Below are 18,460 nucleotides of genomic sequence, written 5' to 3'. Positions count from 1 at the left end.
CCGGCCGCCTTGCCCGCGCTCAGATGTTGCGCATCAGATGGTCGCGCAGCCAGGTGTGGGCGAAGGCGATCTTGCGCCCCACCGGCAGCGTCAGGACGAAAGGATAAAGATCCCGGTTGTCCAGCGCGCGGTTGATGTCGTTCACCGCGATCGCGACCTCGGCCGCGATCGCCAGCAGCCGCGCCGTGTCGGTTTCGGCATAGGGCATGAAGTCGGGCGGCACGCCCTCCATGCTCAGCCCCGCGCTGACGAAGCTGTCGGTGAAATCGGTCAGGTGCAGCAGGTGGGCGACCGTCTCGGCCCAGTCCTCGTGGGGATGGGCGGTGGCATAGGGGGTGATGTAATCCTCGCCCGGGTCCTGCGGCTCGGCATAGTGGCGGCGCAGCGCCTCGGCATAATCCTGACGCTCGTCCCCGAAGATCTCGCGGAAGGCGGGCTGGAACTCGGGCGCGGCCGACAGGCGGTCGAACAGGAAATGCGCCAGCTCGTGGCGGAAATGGCCGACCATCGAGCGGTACTGCTCGCCCAGATCGCGCTGCCGCTTGAGGCGGATCAGCGCGTCGGCCTCGGTCACGTTGATGGTGATCTCGCCGGCGTCATGGCCCATGATGATCTGCTGCGCGCGTCCGCCCGTCACCTCGGATAGCATCAGGAAGCGCGGGCGGCGGCCCACATCCTCGTCCGAGAACCAGCGCCACTGCGCCAGGTTGACCAGCACCCACCGCTTGGCCCGCTCGGCCCCGGCCAGAAGGCTCTGGTTGTCGCCCACGTGCAGGACCGGCACGACCTGCGACATGGCGCAGGACCGGCACAGCTTGCCCGAGGCCGGCGCCGACCAGTTGCAGTCGATCGAGCGGCGGTTGGCGCAATGCGGGTTGACGGTGCTCATCTGCATCGCGACGGGATCAAAGCTGATCTCGGCGCCGCAGAGGCAGGTGAGGTTGTGGAAATAGGCGCGTGTCCCGCAATGGGGACAAGAGAAACGTTGCATGTGGGAAACGGCGTCCTGTGGCTGCAGGGTACAAGCCGGGCCGGGGGGGCAGGGTTCCGCCCCGTCGCGGCCTGTTTGCCGATGCGGGCGGCAGGGCGGCCGGGGGGACTTGACTTGCGCGGTGGAATGGGCGACATGCGCCGGACCGGCCGGGCATCCGCCCTTGACCGGTGCAATGTATTTCAATGACACCCTGACCGGGGTGCGCTGTCCGAAGGCGGGGAAGCCCCCACGAATGCCGGCCGCAGGGCCGGGGCCGCAGGACGCGGATGACAAAGGAAGACGCGATGTTCGCAGTTCTGAAAACGGGCGGCAAGCAATACAAGGTGCAGGCGGGCGATGTCCTGCGTGTCGAGAAGCTGAACGCCGCCGCGGGCGACAAGGTCCAGTTCAACGACGTGCTGATGGTCGGCTCGACCTTGGGCGCGCCGCTGATCGCCGGTGCCTGCGTGCAGGCCGAGGTGATCGACCAGATCAAGGCCGACAAGGTCATCACCTATGTCAAGCGCCGCCGCAAGCACAGCTCGCAGCGCACGCGCGGCCACCGCCAGCAGCTGACGCTGCTGCGCGTCACCGACGTGCTGGAAAGCGGCGCCGAGAAGACCGGCGTGAAGACCGCCGTCGGCGCCCGCACCAAGACCGAGGCCAGCGATGCGCCGGCCACTGCCACGAAACCGGCCCAAGACGCCGCTGAAGCCTAAGGAGAACGACCCATGGCACACAAGAAAGCAGGCGGTTCCTCCCGCAACGGCCGCGACAGCGCGGGACGCCGTCTTGGCGTCAAGCTGTTCGGCGGCCAGGCCGCCATCGCGGGCAACATCATCGCCCGTCAGCGCGGCACCACCTGGTGGCCGGGCGTCAATGTCGGCATGGGCAAGGATCACACCCTGTTCGCGCTGACCGACGGTCACGTGAGCTTCAAGAAGGGCCTGAAGGGCCGGACGTTCATCTCGATCGTCCCCGCGAGCCTCGAGGCCGCCGAGTAACCCGAACGCAACATTTCGATGTTAGAGGGGGATCGGCGCAAGCCGGTCCCCCGCGCCGTTTGGGCATCCTGTTTTGATTGACCGGTTTTCTGGGAGGAAACATGGTGATGTCTGCACCCATGAGGGAGGGAAGCCGGTTGGATGACCTTCGCACCGTCGATGCGGGGGCCGAGCTGCAGCCCGTCATCTCGACCGAACGCTTTACATTGCGCCCCCTGCGCGCGTCCGATGCCGGGCTGATCGCGCATTACACCGCCGACCGGCGGGTGGCCGAGGGGACGCGCGCGATCCCCCATCCGCTTCCGCGCGGCGCGTCCGAGAACTTCGTGGCCCGTGCGCTGGCGTCCGACCGGACCGAGGATGTCTGGGCGATCGACGGATCCGAGCAGCAGCTGGACGAATTGCTGGGCGTCGTCTCGCTGACCCGGATGGAGGGCGCGCAGTCCGAGCTGGGCTTCTGGGTCGGCGCGGGCTTCTGGAACACGGGCTTTGCCACCGAGGCCGTCGCGGCGCTGGTCGGGGCCAACCCGCATGGCGCGCGGACCCTCTTCGCCGAGGTCTTCCAGGACAATCCCGGCTCGGCCCGGGTGCTGACCAATGGCGGCTTCGTCTATCTGGGCGATGCCGAAAGCTGGTCGGTGGCGCGGGGCGCGCGCGTGCCCACCTGGACCTATCTGCGCAAGATGGGCTGAGGGGCGGCAGGGGGCGCTCGCGCCCCCTCTTGGCCGTGCGGGCCAATTCACCCCCGAGGATATTTGCGGACCAATGCAGGCCCGTCATTGCAATGGCGCGCGGGCGGACTAGATGCTGGGGATGACACAGCATCTTCCCTATTCCCTTCTCGACCTGTCGCCGGTGCCCGAGGGCAGCACGGCGCAGGATGCCATCCGCAACACCATCGACCTGGCGCAGCATGCCGAGGGCTGGGGCTATCACCGCTTCTGGCTGGCCGAGCATCACAACATGCCCGGCATCGCCAGCGCGGCGACCGCCGTGCTGATCGGGCTGGTGGCGCAGGCGACGCGGACCATCCGCGTGGGCGCGGGCGGCATCATGCTGCCCAACCACGCGCCCCTGACCGTGGCCGAGGCCTTCGGGACCCTGGCCACCGTCTTTCCCGACCGCATTGATCTGGGGCTGGGCCGCGCGCCCGGCGGCGACGGCGCGGTGGTGCGCGCGCTGCGCCGCGACCCGATGGCCGACAGCTTTCCGCAGGACGTGGTCGAGCTGCTGGACTATCTGGGGCCCGAGCGTCCCGGAGCGGCCGTGCGGGCGCTGCCGGGCGAGGGCACGAACCTGCCGGTCTGGATCCTGGGCAGCAGCACCTTCGGCGCGCAGCTGGCCGCGCATCTGGGCCTGCCCTATGCCTTCGCCAGCCATTTCGCCCCCGACGAACTGGACCGGGCGCTGACGATCTATCGCGAGCGGTTCCGCCCCTCGCCTTGGGGGTCCAAGCCCTATGCGATCCTGGCGGCGAACGTCTTCGCCGCCGACGATGCGGGCGAGGCGACCTATCTGCGCACGACGATGCAGCTGGCCTTCGCGCGGCTGCGGACCGGCCAGCCGGGCAAGCTGCCGCGCCCCGTGCGCGACATCGATGCCGAGATCGGCGCGGGCATGCGTCAGGCGGTGGACCATTCGCTGCGCATCAGCGCGGTCGGCGGACGGGCCGAGGTCGAGGATCAGCTGGCGCGGCTGGTCGAGACCTACCGCCCCGACGAGCTGATCCTGACCGGACAGATCCATGACCATGCCGCGCGCCTGCGCAGCTTCGAGATCGCGGCGGAGGCCGCATCGGGGCTGGCCCTGCGGCAGGCGGCCTGACCGGCCACCCACAACGAGAAAAGGCCCCCGATCCGGGGGCCTTTTGCATTCGGTGGGGTCGGGCGAGGATTACTCGCGGTTGCCCATGAACTGCAGCAGGAACATGAACAGGTTCAGGAAGTCCAAGTAGAGGCGCAGCGCGCCCATGATCGCGGACTTGCCGATGAAGTCGGCATCCGAGCCGGACATCTGCAGGTAGGTGTTCTTGATGTTCTGCGTGTCATAGGCGGTCAGGCCCGCGAAGATCAGCACGCCGATGACCGAGATCGCGAACTGCATCGCCGAGGATTGCAGGAAGATGTTCACGATCGAGGCGACGATCAGGCCGATCAGGCCCATCATCAGGAAGGTGCCCCAGCCCGACAGGTCCTTCTTGGTCGTGTAGCCGTAGAGCGACAGACCGGCGAAGGCGATGGCCGTCACCAAGAAGGTCTGCACGATCGAGACCGAGGTGTAGACCAGGAAGATCGAGCTGATCGACAGGCCCATCAGGGCCGCGAAGGCGTAGAACATGCCGGTCGCCGCCGTGACGGACAGCCGGTTGATCGCGGCGCCGAATGCGAAGACCATCAGCAGCGGCGCGAACATGATCACCCACCGCAGCGGCGAGGTGTAGATCGCGGCGCCGAGGCCGGTCAGCTCGCCGGTGGGCGTCACCGCCGCGGTCGAGATCCCGAAGGCGGCGACGGCGGTTACACCCATGCCGACCGCCATCAGCCCATAAACCTTGTTCATGTAGGCCCGCAGGCCCTGATCGACCACCGCCTGGCGGGTGCCGACGCCCTGCGCGGTACGGTACGTGTTGTAATCTGCCATCGAAGTCTCCCCAAAAGGTCGTGTCGGGTCTGGCCCGACTATGCTGCCAATATCGGGCGAAACGGCGCGCATTTCAATGCCGTTCCTAGGTCAAATCGTCCGTGTTCACGTCAAATCGTCCGTGTTCACAGGGTGATGACCACCTTGCCGATGCTGCGCCCCTGCCGGAGCAGGTCATAGCCCTCGGCCACCCGGTCCAGCGGCAGGATGTCGCTGGCGACGGGGTGCAGGCGGCCTTCGGCGAACAGGTCGAACAGGGCCGCCATGCTGGCCCTCAGCGCCTGCGGATCCAGGCTGCGATAGCTGCCCCAGTAGAAGCCGTGGATGGTGATGTTCTTGACCAGCGCGTGGTTCAGCGGCAGCGCGGGCGGGCGGCCCGCGGCAAAGCCGATGGAGAGGAAATGCCCGCCGGGATGGAGCGCGCCGAAGGCGGCCTCGCCCGGCTCGGCGCCAACGGGGGTCGTAGACGACATCGGCGCCGCCCATCTCGCGCAGGGTGGCGCGCAGGTCGGGGCAGGCGGTGGCGTCGATGACCTCATGCGCGCCGGGCCTCGCGCACCGGGGCCATCTTGTCCGCGCCGCGCACCATGCCGATCACCCGGGCGCCGAGCGCCACCCCGATCTGAACCGCCGTCAGCCCGACGCCGCCCGCGGCGGCCCAGCACCACCAGCGTCTGGCCCGCGGCCAGTTGCCCGCGCGCGGTCAGGGCCAGATGGCTGGTCCCGTAGGCCACCTGGAACCCCGCCGCCTGCTCGAAGCTCATCGCGTCGGGGATGGGCTGGACCGCGCCGGGATCGACGGCGATCACCTGCGCCATGGTGGCGGGCGCCGAGACGACGACCCGCATCCCCTGCGCAAGCCCGCAACCGGGGGGGCAGTCGAAGACGGTGCCCGCCCCCTCCAGCCCCGGGACGAAGGGCGCGGCCAGGCGTTCCTGATACTGCCCCTTGGCCTGCAAAAGGTCGGCAAAGTTCAGCGCGGCGGCGGACATGCGCAGCAGGACCTGGCCGGGACCGGCCACCGGCGCGGGAAGGGTGGCCACGACGGGATCGTGGCCCAGGGTGTCGATGCGGGCGGCGCGAATCAGGTCTGTCATCTGTCCTCCGGGATGGGGCTGCGGAAAGGTTCGCTGCATGTTCTTCCTGGTCGGGCCTGCCCTGCCAACCCGTTCCAGAAGCTGAACTGACCTGTCCTTTTGGCTAGAATACCGCTGATTGCGAAACTTGACACTCGAAAATTGTGCATCTCCGGGGTACTGCCGCTTGTGATTGCAGGGGATTGGTTAAATGAAACACAGTGTAGATGTTCACGTCGGCAAGCGCATTCGGCATCGCCGCTGGATGATCGGGATGACCCAGCAGCAGCTGGCCGACAAGGTCGGGATCAAGTTCCAGCAGATCCAGAAGTACGAGACGGGCATGAACCGCGTCTCGGCCTCGCGTCTGTGGGACATCGCGCAGGCGGTCGACGTGCCGGTCAGCTTCTTCTTCGAGGGCCTGATGGACAGCGACATGGCCGGCGTGGTCGAGGGCGACATCTTCGCCGACAAGGAGGCCCTGCAGCTGGTGCGCGCCTATTACGGCATGCCCGAGGCGCAGCGCCGCCAGATCTTCGAACTGGCGCGCGTCCTGTCCGACGCGGCCTGAGCCGCCTTCGCCGGAAGGCCCATGACCCTGCCGTCGTCCCGCGCGCCCTGTGATCGCCGGACGACAGCCCTGACCGGCGCCTCATGACGTCTGGCCCCTTGTCCCCGGACCGGCTACACCGGCCGGACCGGGACATCAGGGGGCCGCCATGCAGGACGCTTTGCAGATCATCCGCACCGCGCATGAAATGGCCGACGCCGCGCGCGACGCCATCCTGCCGTGGTTCCGCCATGCCGATCTGGCAGCCGACAACAAGCGCCCCGCCGATTTCGACCCGGTGACGCAGGCCGACCGCGCCGCCGAACGGGCCATGCGCGAGGTTCTGGCCCGCACCCGCCCGCAGGATGCGATCCTGGGCGAGGAATATGGCGCGACCCCCGGCACCAGCGGCCTGACCTGGATCCTGGACCCGATCGACGGCACCCGCGCCTTCCTGTGCGGGGCGGCCAGCTGGGGGGTGCTGATCGGCCTCTCGGACGGGGAAAAGATCCTCTATGGCCTGATCGACCAGCCCTATCTGCGTGAGCGCTTCGAGGGCGGGCTGGGGCAGGCTCAGCTGACCGGCCCCCTGGGGACGCGTGCCCTGCAGGCCCGCACCGGCGTGGGGATCGACGGCGCGCTGCTGCTGACCACCTTCCCGCAGATCGGCACCCCGGACGAGGCGGCGGCCTTTCATCGCGTCGCCGACCGGGTGCGGCTGACGCGCTATGGGCTGGACTGCTATGCCTACGGCCTCCTGGCGCTTGGCCAGATCGATCTGGTGATCGAGGCCGGGCTGCAATCCTATGACATCGCCGGACCGCTGGCCGTCGTCGAGGCGGCGGGCGGGATCGTCACCGACTGGCAGGGCGGGCCCGCGGCAGAGGGCGGGCAGGTCATCGCGGCGGGCTCGGCCCCGCTGCACCGCGCCGCGCTGGATCTGCTGAACGGCTGAAAGGCCCCAACCACACCACACCGACAGGGGGCATGATGGCCGACGATCCGAAGCGCGAGCAGAGCAAGGCCCCGTCCGATCGGGACGAGGGCGGTTACGGTCCCGGCGCCGATCTGCTGGCGCGGATCGACGCGGCCATCGACGCCGACGACCGCCCCGCGCTGAACGCCGCGCTGGAGCCGATGCACGCCGCCGACATCGCCGACCTGATCGAGCGGCTGGACCCCGCCCGGCGCCGCCGCTTCCTGGCGATGTATTCCGACGAGATCGACGGTGAGATCCTGTCCGAGATCGACGAATCGATCCGCGACGAGGTGCTGGAGCTGCTGCCCCGCGACGTCGTGGACGAGGCCGTCCGCGAGATGGACAGCGACGATGTCGTCGACCTGGTCGAGGACATGGACGAGCCCGAGCGGGCCCGGATCCTGTCCGCGCTGGATGCCAGCGACCGCGCCGCCGTCCGCCAGTCGCTGGCCTATCCCGAATACTCCGCCGGCCGCCTGATGCAGTCCGAGGTGGTGACCGCCCCCGACCACTGGTCGGTCGCGCAGACCATCGACTTCATCCGCGCCGAGGACTGGCTGCCCGAGCAGTTCTATCACGTCATCCTGGTCGATCCCCGCCGCCATCCCACCGGCTATGTGACGCTTGGCCGCCTCTTGGCCTCGCGCCGGGACGCGACCCTGCGCGACCTGGCCGAGGACAGCTTCCGCACCGTCAGCGCCTTCGCCGAGGAAGGCGACGTGGCCTATGTCTTCAACCAGTACCACCTGATCTCGGCCCCGGTCGTGGACCGCGACGACCGGCTGGTGGGCGTCATCACCATCGACGACGCGATGGCCGTGCTGGACGAGGAGCACGAGGAGGACATCCTGCGCCTGGCGGGCGTGGGCGACGAGAGCAACATCTCGGACAGCGTGACCGAGACGCTTCGACAGCGCTTGCCCTGGCTGATGGTGAACCTGGTGACGGCGATCCTGGCCTCGCTGGTCATCGCCATCTACGAGACGACCATCCAGGAGGTCGTGGCGCTGGCCGTGCTGATGCCCATCGTGGCGTCCATGGGCGGCAATGCGGGCACGCAGACGCTGACCGTCGCGGTCCGCGCGCTGGCCACCCGCAGCCTGTCGGGGCGACGCAACGTCTGGCGCGTGGTGCGGCGCGAGGCGGCGGTGGGGCTGCTGAACGGGCTGGCCTTTGCCGTCGTCATGGGGGTGGTCGCGTGGATCTGGTTCGACGGGGTGTCGCTGGCGGTGGTCATCGGCATCGCGATGATCGTGAACATGGCCATTGCCGCGCTGGCGGGCATCCTGATCCCGCTGGCGCTGGAACGGGCGGGCGCCGACCCCGCGTTGGCCTCGGGGACCTTCGTGACGACGGTGACCGACGTGGTGGGCTTCTTCGCCTTCCTCGGGCTTGCCTCCAGCGTCCTGACGTGACCGACAAGGCCGCCCTTCGCACCCGTGCCCTGGCCGCCCGCGCGGCGGGGGGCGATCAGGGCGCGCTGGACCGGCATCTGGCGGCGGCGCTGGCCGGCCATCCCGGCGCGGTGCTGGCCGGATACTGGCCGATGCGCGGCGAGGCCGACCCGCGCCCCGGCATGGCCGGCCATGACGGCCCGGTGGTCCTGCCGGTGGTCACCGGCCCCGCCCGGCCGCTGGTCTTCCGCCTCTGGCAGGGGGGCGCGTTGCAGCCCGGGCCCTTCGGCACCTCGCATCCGCCCGAATCGGCGCCGGTCCTGCAGCCTGCGGTGCTGATCGTGCCGCTGGCGGGGTTCGACGCGGCGGGCAACCGCCTTGGCTATGGTGGCGGCTTCTACGACAGGACGCTGGAATTGCTGCGGAAGTCCGGGCCGGTAACGGCCCTGGGGCTGGCCTTCGCCGTCCAGGAACTGCCCCGGATCCCGGCGGAGCCCTTCGACCAGCCGCTGGACCTGATCGTCACCGACCGGGGCCCGATCCGGCCCCGCGCAGAATCCCGCCGGGCGTGACGTTTTCGCATCGGCTGTGCGCAACCTGGGGACGAGCCCCGGATAAGCCTGTGGACAAGTCCTGAACAACCTTCGGCAAGGCCCTGCATCGCCTGCGCAAATTCGCCTTGGCACGGCGTGGCCGCCGCCTGCGGCATCCCTGCTGTGTGCGAATCTGGCGGTCCCCGCGATGCCCCTCTGTCAACGGATTTTGATGGCGCGGCGCTGAAATAAATCAGTTGAATGACAGTCGGATTGGCGCCAGTTTGTGTGTCATCGCCATAGTGGCACAAGATATGGTGGTTCCTTGAGGGGCCACCCCCAAGCCCGTCGCCTGTCTCGCATTCCCGGGGGGCCCGTTGGCCCGTCGCATCCGCCCGTGGGCGGGGATGTGCTGCTGCGCGGGCTGCGGGATCAGGAACAGGACAGGTCGGCCATGAAGATCGAACGGCGTTTCACCACCCAGACCGGCGGAGCCTATGGCGACGTGGATTTCACCACCACGCTGAGCGAGATCCGCAATCCCGACGGCACCATCGTGTTCCGCAACGAGGCCGTCGAGGTCCCGCAGGGCTGGAGCCAGGTCGCCAGCGACGTGATCGCGCAGAAATACTTTCGCCGCGCCGGCGTGCCCGCGCGGCTGAAGCCGGTGCGCGAGAAGGGCGTCCCCGATTTCCTCTGCCGCCATGTCGCCGACGAGGCGGCGCTGGCGCAGTTGCCCGAGGACCAGCGCTTTGGCGGAGAGACCAGCGCCCGGCAGGTCTTCGACCGGCTGGCCGGGGCTTGGACCTATTGGGGCTGGAAGGGCGGCTATTTCACCACCGAGGAGGACGCCCGCGCCTATCACGACGAGATGCGCTTCATGCTGGCCCGCCAGATGGCCGCGCCCAACAGCCCGCAATGGTTCAACACCGGCCTGCACTGGGCCTATGGCATCGACGGGCCGGGGCAGGGGCATTTCTATGTGGACCACCGGACCGGCAAGCTGACGGCGTCCACCAGCGCCTATGAGCATCCCCAGCCCCATGCCTGCTTCATCCAGTCCGTCAGCGACGATCTGGTGAACGAGGGCGGCATCATGGACCTGTGGGTCCGCGAGGCGCGGCTGTTCAAATATGGCTCGGGCACCGGCACCAACTTCTCGTCCCTGCGCGGCGAGGGCGAAAAGCTGTCGGGCGGCGGCAAGTCCTCGGGCCTGATGGGGTTCCTGAAGATCGGCGACCGCGCGGCCGGCGCGATCAAGTCGGGCGGCACCACGCGGCGGGCGGCCAAGATGGTCATCTGCGACATGGACCATCCCGATATCGAGGCCTTCGTGAACTGGAAGGTCATCGAGGAGCAGAAGGTCGCCTCGCTTGTGGCGGGCTCCAAGCTGCACGAGCGCGAGCTGAACGGCATCTTCGCCGCGATCCGCGCTTGGGACGGGGCGGCGGCGGATGCCACCGATCCGGCCGCCAACCCGGGACTGAAGGCCGCGATCAGGTCCGCCAAGCGGTCGATGATCCCCGAGACCTATATCAACCGCGTGCTGCAATATGCCCGCCAGGGCTTCGACAGCATCGAATTCCCGACCTATGACACGGACTGGGATTCCGAGGCCTATGTCAGCGTCTCGGGCCAGAACTCGAACAACTCGGTCCGGGTGACGGATGCCTTCCTGCGCGCCGTGCGCGAGGATGCCCCGTGGGAGCTGATCCGCCGCACCGATGGGAAGGTCGCCAAGACCGTCAGCGCACGCGAGCTGTGGGACCAGATCGGCCACGCGGCCTGGGCCTGCGCCGATCCGGGCATCCAGTTCCAAGACACGGTCAACGCCTGGCACACCTGCCCCGAGGACGGGCCGATCCGCGGCAGCAATCCCTGCAGCGAGTACATGTTCCTGGACGACACGGCCTGCAACCTGGCCTCGATGAACCTGCTGACCTTCTGGACGGATGGCCGGTTCGACTCGGACGCCTATGTCCATGCCAGCCGCCTCTGGACCGTCACGCTGGAGATCAGCGTGCTGATGGCGCAGTTCCCGTCGAAGGAGATCGCGCAGCGCAGCTATGACTTCCGCACGCTCGGCCTGGGATACGCCAATATCGGCGGGCTGCTGATGAACATGGGCCTCGGCTATGACAGCGATCAGGGCCGCGCGCTGTGCGGGGCGCTGTCGGCGATCATGACCGGCGTGGCCTATGCGACCAGCGCCGAGATGGCGTCTGAGCTGGGCGCCTTCCCCGGCCATGCGCGCAACGCGGACCACATGCTGCGGGTGATCCGCAACCACCGCGCCGCCGCCCATGGCACGGAGTGCGAGGGCGTGAACGTCGCCCCGGTGGCGCTGGACGCCGCCAACTGCCCCGATCCGGCGCTGGCCGCACTGGCCCGTGCTGCGTGGGACGAGGCGCTGGCCCTGGGCCAGGCGCATGGCTTTCGCAACGCCCAGACCACGGTCATCGCGCCTACCGGGACGATCGGTCTGGTCATGGATTGCGACACGACCGGGATCGAGCCGGATTTCGCGCTGGTCAAGTTCAAGAAGCTGGCGGGCGGCGGCTATTTCAAGATCATCAACCAGTCCGTGCCCGCGGCCCTGGCCAAGCTGGGCTATCCCTCGGCCCAGATCGAGGAGATCATCGGGCATGCGGTGGGCCACGCCTCGCTTGGCAACTGCCCGGCGATCAACCATGCCTCGCTGGCCGGCCACGGTTTCGGCCCGCGCGAGATCGAGAAGGTCGAGGGCGCGCTGGCTTCGGCCTTCGACATCCGCTTCGTCTTCAATCAATGGACCTTGGGCGAGGATTTCTGCCGCGGCACGCTTGGCATCCCGGCGGACCGGCTGGCCGATCCGACCTTCGACCTGCTGCGCCATCTGGGCTTCACCCGCGCCCAGATCGACGCCGCCAACGACCATGTCTGCGGGACGATGACGCTGGAGGGCGCGCCGCACCTTCGCGCCGAACACCTGGCCGTCTTCGACTGCGCCAATGCCTGCGGCAAGACCGGCACGCGCTATCTGTCGGTGGACAGCCACATCCGCATGATGGCGGCGGCGCAGGGCTTCATCTCGGGCGCGATCAGCAAGACGATCAACATGAATTCCAGCGCCTCGATCGAGGAGACGCTGGCCGCCTACGAGCTGTCCCACAGCCTGGGGATCAAGGCCAACGCGCTCTATCGCGACGGGTCCAAGCTGAGCCAACCGCTGGCAAGCGCGCTGGTCGAGGATGACGAGGAGGCCGAGGAGGTCCTGGCCACCGGCTCGAACCACGAGAAGGCGGTGGTGCTTGCCGAGAAGATCGTGGAGCGGATCATCGTCAAGGAGATCGTGCGTTCGAACCGCGAGAAGCTGCCGCAGCGGCGCAAGGGCTATACCCAGAAGGCCATCGTGGGCGGCCACAAGGTCTATCTGCGCACCGGCGAATATGACGACGGCAAGCTGGGCGAGATCTTCATCGATATGCACAAAGAGGGGGCGGGCTTCCGGGCGATGATGAACAACTTCGCCATCGCCGTGTCGGTGGGCCTGCAATACGGCGTGCCGCTGGAGGAGTTCGTCGATGCCTTCACCTTCACCCGCTTCGAGCCTGCGGGCATGGTGCAGGGCAATGACAGCATCAAGAACGCGACCTCGATCCTGGATTACGTGTTCCGCGAACTGGCGGTCAGCTATCTGGACCGCACCGATCTGGCGCATGTGAAGCCCTTGGGCGCCAGCTTCGACGATCTGGGCGGCGGCGAGGACGAGGGCCGCAGCGCCCCCGCCACCCGCCAGTCCGAGCTGAAGTCGCTGACCATGCTCAAGCAGATCAGCAGCGCCGGATACCTGCGCAAGCGGATGCCGCAGGACTTGATGGCGCTGCAGGCGGGGGTCGCGACCGCCGCCGTGGCGACCGGCATGGCCGAGGGCGCGGCGGTCTTCCAGACCGGCATGGACCTGCGCGCCAAGGCCCGGATGCAGGGCTACGAGGGCGATCCCTGCGGCGAATGCGGCAACTACACGCTGGTCCGCAACGGCACCTGCATGAAGTGCAACACCTGCGGCGGCACCAGCGGCTGCAGCTGACACGGGCTGCGACACGCGACGACCCGACCGGCCCCCCGACGCCCCCGCGCGTAGAGGGGTCTTTTCGGTCACGATGCCGGGGGCAGGGCGCAAGATCGGATGGAAGTCGCGATGCGTTCGGGCTAGGGCCATGGGCATGCCTTGACGCGGTCGGCGACTCGCCCTTGAGTGGTGGTGTCGGACCGGCTGCGCCATGTTCGGGACAAGGGGCGGGCCCGCCCGAAGGGAGACTGCAATGACCAAGATTACACCGGTTCTGATGGCGGGCGGGTCGGGGACGCGGCTGTGGCCCGTGTCGCGCAAGAGCTTTCCCAAGCAGTTCGCCGCGCTGACGGGCGACGAGACGCTGTTCCAGGCCTCGGCCCGGCGCCTGTCGGGACCGGATTTTGCCGATCCGGTGGTGATGACGAATTCCGACTTCCGCTTCATCGTGGCCGAGCAGCTGGAACAGGCGGGCATCGCGGCCGGGCGCATCGTGATCGAGCCCGCCGGGCGCAACACCGCCCCCGCGATCCTGGCCGCCGCCCTGATGGTGGCCGAAACCGACCCCGAGGGGCTGGTGCTGGTCGCGCCCTCGGACCACGTGATCCCCGACGCCGGGGCCTTCGCCGCCGCCGTGGCCGAGGGGGCCGAGGCCGCGCGGCAGGGCCGGATCGTCACCTTCGGCATCACCCCCGACCGCCCCGAGACGGGCTACGGCTATCTGGAGCTGGCCTCGACCGGCGCGGGTCCGCAGCCCCTGGCGCGCTTCGTCGAGAAGCCCGACGCGGATCGTGCGGGCCAGATGCTGGAGGCGGGCACCTACCTGTGGAACGCGGGCATCTTCCTCTTTTCCGCCCGCGTGATGATCGCGGCGTTCCGCGCCCATGCGCCCGCCTATCTGGACCCGGTCGGGCAGGCGCTGGACGAGGCGAAGCTGGATCTGGGCTTTTTGCGACTGGCCAAGGCGCCGTGGCTGACGGTCGAGGACAACTCCATCGACTATGCGGTGATGGAAAAGGCCGACAACCTGACCGTCGTGCGGTTCTCGGGGCGCTGGTCGGATCTGGGGGGCTGGGACGCGGTCTGGCGCGAGGCGCTGGATCACGCGCCGTCCGAGCATGGCGTGGTGGCGGATGCCAATTCGACGGCCATCGACTGCCAGGACGTGCTGCTGCGCTCGGACAGCGACGATCTGAAGGTCGTGGGGATCGGGCTGCGCGACCTGATGGTCGTGGCGACCTCGGATGCGGTGCTGGTGGCCGACCGCAGCCGGGCGCAGGACGTGCGGCTGGCGGTCTCGGCGCTGAAGGCCAAGCGCGCCAAGCAGGCCGAAGCGTTCCCCCGCGACCACCGCCCCTGGGGCTGGTTCGAGACGCTGGCCTTGGCCGACCGCTTCCAGGTCAAGCGCATCGTGGTCAAGCCCGGCGCGGCGCTGTCGCTGCAGAGCCATGTGCACCGGTCCGAGCACTGGATCGTCGTGTCGGGCACCGCGCGGGTCACCGTCGACGACAGCGTGACGCTGGTGACCGAGAACCAGTCGATCTACGTCCCCCTGGGCGCCGTCCACCGGATGGAGAATCCCGGCAAAGTGCCGATGGTGCTGATCGAGGTGCAGACCGGCAGCTATCTGGGCGAGGACGACATCATCCGCTACGAGGACGTCTATTCCCGCAGCTCGGCTGATTGAGGGAGGGGCGGGGGCAGGGCGATCCTGTCCCGGTCTCCGCCTGCAAGATCAGGACCATGGCCTTGTGACATTGCCTCGGCGGGCAGCGGTCGCTCGCAAAGCCGGGCGCCGACGATGTCGCCAGCAGGTCACGGATCGCGCAGCCCCGACCAAACCGCGGTCTACGGCAACCCTCGGCTACATCGTCTCGCGGATGCGGGTGATGGTTTCTGCCACGCCGGCGCGGGGCACGCCGCGCAGCATCTGGTCGCCGATGACGAAGGTGGGGGTGCCCTCGATCGCCATGGTCTCGCCCAGCTCGCGGTTGCGGCGCAGGACCGATGTGACCGCCTCGGTCGCCAAATGCGCCTCGATCGCGTCGCCATCGACGTCGATGTCCCGGGCGATGCCCTTCAGCGCGGCCAGCGAGGCGGGGGCGCGCATCTCCATCAGCGCGTCATGGGCGCGCAGATAGGCCTCGTCGCCGGCGATCTGGTGGACCGCGATGGCGAAGCGGCTAGACATCTCGCTGTCCTCACCCAGGATCGGAAATTCCTTCAGGATCAGGCGGATGTTGCCATCTTCCTCGACGGCGTCGAAGACCTCTTGGTTGAACTGGCGGCAGACGCCGCAGCGATAGTCGATGAACTCGACCATGGTCAGGTCGCCCTCGGGATTGCCGCCGACCCAGCTGTAGCCGTCATCGAACAGCGCCTCGCGGTTGTCCGCCACCAGCGTCAGGTCGTTCTGCGCCCCGGCCTCGGCCTGGCGCGTTTCCAGCACGTTGATCGATTCGATCAGGACCTGCGGGTTCTCCACCAGGTAATCGCGCACGGCCGCGCCGAAGGCCGCCTGTTCCTCGTCGGTCATGGCGGTGATGTCGAAGGCCAGCGCGGGCGTGGCAAGCGCGGTGCTGGCGCTCAGCAGAAGGGCGGCGGTCAGGCGTGTCATCCGGGAAAGACCTTCCAGTTCGTGTCGCGCGCAGCTTGGACCGGGGCGGGGGGCTTTGGCAAGAATGGTACGAACACGCCCCCGTGACGCCCCCCGCGACGCGACGATCGCCTGCGCAAAGAACTGGAGCGTCGCCGCGTCCCGCGCTATCACCATGCCAAAAAGAAGAGGCCGAGCCATGCGATCTTCCCTGCGCGGACAGGTAGACCCGTTCATCGTGATGGACGTCATGGCGGCTGCCGCCAAGGCCGAGGCGGCGGGCCGCCACATCATCCACATGGAGGTGGGCCAGCCCGGCACGCCTGCCCCGGAGGGCGCGCGCCGCGCGCTGGCGGCGGCGCTGGAACAGCCTTTGGGCTATACGGTGGCGCTTGGCCTGCCGGCGCTGCGGCAGGGGATCGCGGATCTGTACCGGCGCTGGTACGGGGTCGATCTGGACCCGGCCCGCGTGGTGGTGACGCCGGGCAGCAGCGGGGCGTTCATCCTGGCCTTTTCCGCGCTCTTCGATGCGGGGGACCGGGTGGCGATGGGCTTCCCCGGCTATCCCAGCTATCGCCAGATCCTGCGGGCCATGTCGCTGACGCCTGTGGGGATCCCGACCCGGGCCGAGGACCGCTATCAGCCGCGTCCCGGCGACCTGCCGGAGGCGGAGGGGCTGATCCTCGCCTCGCCCGGCAACCCCTCGGGGACGGTGCTGACGGTGCCGGAACTGGCGGCCCTGACGGAGGCCGCGCGGGCGCGGGGCATGGCCGTCATCTCGGACGAGATCTATCACGGGCTGTCCTATGGCGATCGCTGCCATTCCGCGCTGGAGGTGACCGACGAGGTCGTGGTGGTGAACTCGTTCAGCAAGTATTTCTCGATGACCGGCTGGCGGGTGGGCTGGATGGTTGTGCCGCCCGACATGGTGCGCACGGTGGAACGGCTGGCGCAGAACCTGTTCATCTGCCCGCCCCATGCCAGCCAGGTCGCGGCGCTGGCCGCCCTGGACTGCATCCCCGAGGCCGAGGCGAACCGCGCCGTCTATGCCGAGAACCGCCGCCTGATGCTGGAGGGGCTGCCGCGCGCGGGCTTCGACCGCATCGCCCCGCCCGAGGGGGCGTTCTACATCTATGCCGACGTCTCGCACCTGACCGACAATTCGCTGAACTTCGCGGCGGAGATCCTTGAAAAGGCAGGCGTCGCGGTCACGCCGGGCCTGGATTTCGATCCTGACCGGGGCGCGCGGACGCTGCGCTTCTCCTATGCCCGCGCCACGGCGGACATCGCCGAGGGGCTGGCCCGGCTGACCGCCTTCATGGCGGCGCGATGAGGCTTCGCGCCCTTCTTCTGCTGCTGGTCCTGCTGCTGGCCATGCCGTTCCAGGCGGCGCAGGCGGAACCCGCGCGGCTGGCCTTGGGCGGATCGGCCCTGACGCCTGCGCCGGCGGGCTGGTGGCAGCGCGTCTTCGGTCCCGAGGCGCTGGAATTGCAGCTGGCGCTGGACCGGCCCGTGCCGTGGCGGGCCTTCCTGGTGGGCGATCCGGCGCGGCTGGTGGTCGATCTGCAGGGCGTCGACCTGACCGGGCAGGACCCGGCGCAGCTGTTCGGTCATGACATGGCCCCGGCGATCCGGTGGGGCAGCTTCCGGCGCGGCTGGTCGCGGCTGGTGATCGAACTGCCCGGCCCCTATCGCGTGGCCCGCGCGGGCCTGCAGACCCAAGGCCCCGAGGCGCGGCTGCGCGTCGCGCTGGAGCCGGTCGCGCCGGATGATTTCTCGCCCCGCCCCTCGGCCGCGGCGGCGCTGCGCAACCTGCCCGAGCCCGCGCAGATGCCCGAGGCGCCGCCCCGCGCGCCGGGGCTGACGGTGACGCTGGACCCCGGCCATGGCGGCTTCGATCCCGGCGCGCAGGCGGGCGCGGAAACCGAGGCCGCGCTGGTCCTGACCTTCGCGCAGGAGCTGCGCGACGCGCTGGAGGCGCGGGGCGTCACCGTCGCCATGACCCGCGACAGCGACGTCTATGTGCGGCTGGAGGACCGGATGACCGCCGCCCGGGCTTCGGGGTCGCATCTGCTGATGTCGCTGCATGCCGACGCGCTGCCGCAGGGGCAGGCGGCGGGGGCCACGGTCTATGTCTGGAACCCGGCCTCGGACGACCGGGCGGCGGCGCAGCTGGCGCTGCGCCATCAGCGCGACGACCTGCTGGCGGGGATGGACCTGCGCGGGCAGGACGACGCGCTGGCCATGGCGCTGATGGACTTCGCCCGCATGGACACCCAGCCCCGGTCCGAGGCCTTCGCGCGGCTCCTGACCTCGCGCATGGCGCTGCGGGGCATCGGGCTGCATGGACGCCCGGTGCAGGGGGCGGCGTTCTCGGTCCTGAAATCGCCCGACATCCCCTCGGTCCTGCTGGAGCTGGGCTTCATTTCGGACCAGACCGACCTGGCCAACCTGACCGATCCCGAATGGCGCGCCCGCATGGTCGAGGCGGTGGCCGAGGCCACGACCGGCTGGTGGCGCGACGAGCAGGCGCGGGCGGGGCTGTTGCGGCACTGACGGGTCACCGTGCCCGCAGGCCCCGTCCCGCACTGTCGCACAGTTGCTTTGACCGGCGGGCGCGGCCTCGCTATAGACGGCCCGAAGCTGCGAAAGGCGACCCCATCC

General features: G+C 69.0%; 16 protein-coding genes. 12 read left to right on the top strand and 4 right to left on the bottom strand.

Annotated elements, in window-relative coordinates; all coding sequences use genetic code 11:
• Window positions 1–19: 19 nt before the first annotated feature.
• Window positions 20–991, bottom strand: coding sequence for a putative zinc-binding metallopeptidase (locus tag E4191_RS08330; RefSeq protein ID WP_135312999.1), 972 nt, complete (start codon window positions 989–991; stop codon window positions 20–22).
• A 287-nt stretch (window positions 992–1,278) separates the two neighbouring features.
• On the opposite strand from E4191_RS08330, the gene rplU reads away from it, so the two are divergent.
• The 4 genes from rplU (at window position 1,279) to E4191_RS08310 (ending at window position 3,801) form a co-directional block, all read left to right on the top strand.
• A complete protein-coding gene (gene rplU / locus E4191_RS08325; RefSeq protein WP_135312998.1) occupies window positions 1,279–1,692 on the top strand; it encodes a 50S ribosomal protein L21 in 414 nt (137 codons plus the stop codon).
• A 12-nt stretch (window positions 1,693–1,704) separates the two neighbouring features.
• Window positions 1,705–1,977, top strand: coding sequence for a 50S ribosomal protein L27 (gene rpmA / locus E4191_RS08320; RefSeq protein WP_135312997.1), 273 nt, complete (start codon window positions 1,705–1,707; stop codon window positions 1,975–1,977).
• 119 nt (window positions 1,978–2,096) lie between these two features.
• Window positions 2,097–2,669 (top strand): GNAT family N-acetyltransferase, encoded by a 573-nt coding sequence (locus tag E4191_RS08315; RefSeq protein WP_135314390.1) that lies wholly within the window; start codon window positions 2,097–2,099, stop codon window positions 2,667–2,669.
• Between the two features lie 121 nt (window positions 2,670–2,790).
• On the top strand, window positions 2,791–3,801 hold the full coding sequence (locus tag E4191_RS08310; protein WP_135312996.1) for an LLM class flavin-dependent oxidoreductase: 1,011 nt from the start codon (window positions 2,791–2,793) through the stop codon (window positions 3,799–3,801).
• Window positions 3,802–3,870: 69 nt separating this feature from the next.
• On the opposite strand, the gene E4191_RS08305 is transcribed toward E4191_RS08310, so the two are convergent.
• The gene (locus E4191_RS08305) at window positions 3,871–4,617 is read right to left on the bottom strand and encodes a Bax inhibitor-1/YccA family protein (RefSeq protein WP_135312995.1); all 747 of its coding nucleotides are present in this window, start codon (window positions 4,615–4,617) and stop codon (window positions 3,871–3,873) included.
• A 125-nt stretch (window positions 4,618–4,742) separates the two neighbouring features.
• Window positions 4,743–5,714, bottom strand: coding sequence for a zinc-binding dehydrogenase (locus tag E4191_RS08300; protein WP_331459572.1), 972 nt, complete (start codon window positions 5,712–5,714; stop codon window positions 4,743–4,745).
• Between the two features lie 190 nt (window positions 5,715–5,904).
• Here E4191_RS08300 and E4191_RS08295 point away from each other — a divergent pair, with 190 nt between their 5' ends.
• The 6 genes from E4191_RS08295 (at window position 5,905) to E4191_RS08270 (ending at window position 14,887) form a co-directional block, all read left to right on the top strand.
• A complete protein-coding gene (locus tag E4191_RS08295; RefSeq protein ID WP_135312994.1) occupies window positions 5,905–6,264 on the top strand; it encodes a helix-turn-helix domain-containing protein in 360 nt (119 codons plus the stop codon).
• A 148-nt stretch (window positions 6,265–6,412) separates the two neighbouring features.
• Window positions 6,413–7,198, top strand: coding sequence for an inositol monophosphatase family protein (locus E4191_RS08290; RefSeq protein WP_135312993.1), 786 nt, complete (start codon window positions 6,413–6,415; stop codon window positions 7,196–7,198).
• A gap of 35 nt (window positions 7,199–7,233) precedes the next feature.
• Window positions 7,234–8,637 (top strand): magnesium transporter, encoded by a 1,404-nt coding sequence (gene mgtE, locus E4191_RS08285; protein WP_135314389.1) that lies wholly within the window; start codon window positions 7,234–7,236, stop codon window positions 8,635–8,637.
• Window positions 8,634–9,188 (top strand): 5-formyltetrahydrofolate cyclo-ligase, encoded by a 555-nt coding sequence (locus E4191_RS08280; protein WP_135312992.1) that lies wholly within the window; start codon window positions 8,634–8,636, stop codon window positions 9,186–9,188. The genes mgtE and E4191_RS08280 overlap by 4 nt, the downstream gene beginning before the upstream one ends.
• A 415-nt stretch (window positions 9,189–9,603) precedes the next feature.
• The gene (locus E4191_RS08275; RefSeq protein WP_135312991.1) at window positions 9,604–13,218 is read left to right on the top strand and encodes a vitamin B12-dependent ribonucleotide reductase; all 3,615 of its coding nucleotides are present in this window, start codon (window positions 9,604–9,606) and stop codon (window positions 13,216–13,218) included.
• Between the two features lie 235 nt (window positions 13,219–13,453).
• Window positions 13,454–14,887, top strand: a complete 1,434-nt coding sequence (locus E4191_RS08270; RefSeq protein ID WP_135312990.1) for a mannose-1-phosphate guanylyltransferase/mannose-6-phosphate isomerase — start codon at window positions 13,454–13,456, stop codon at window positions 14,885–14,887.
• A gap of 177 nt (window positions 14,888–15,064) precedes the next feature.
• Here the strand turns inward: E4191_RS08270 and E4191_RS08265 are convergent, their stop codons facing one another.
• Window positions 15,065–15,817, bottom strand: coding sequence for a DsbA family protein (locus tag E4191_RS08265; protein ID WP_135312989.1), 753 nt, complete (start codon window positions 15,815–15,817; stop codon window positions 15,065–15,067).
• A 178-nt stretch (window positions 15,818–15,995) separates the two neighbouring features.
• On the opposite strand from E4191_RS08265, the gene E4191_RS08260 reads away from it, so the two are divergent.
• A complete protein-coding gene (locus E4191_RS08260; RefSeq protein ID WP_135312988.1) occupies window positions 15,996–17,129 on the top strand; it encodes a pyridoxal phosphate-dependent aminotransferase in 1,134 nt (377 codons plus the stop codon).
• Window positions 17,126–18,352 carry an N-acetylmuramoyl-L-alanine amidase gene (locus E4191_RS08255; RefSeq protein ID WP_135312987.1) on the top strand — a complete coding sequence of 409 codons (1,227 nt, stop codon included), beginning with the start codon at window positions 17,126–17,128 and terminating at the stop codon, window positions 18,350–18,352. The genes E4191_RS08260 and E4191_RS08255 overlap by 4 nt, the downstream gene beginning before the upstream one ends.
• The last annotated feature ends 108 nt before the right edge of the window (window positions 18,353–18,460 follow it).

The organism is Paracoccus liaowanqingii, from assembly GCF_004683865.2.
Taxonomy (GTDB): domain Bacteria; phylum Pseudomonadota; class Alphaproteobacteria; order Rhodobacterales; family Rhodobacteraceae; genus Paracoccus; species Paracoccus liaowanqingii.
The sequence above is the reverse complement of the archived record's forward strand: the minus strand, read 5'-3'. Positions and strand labels throughout refer to the sequence as shown.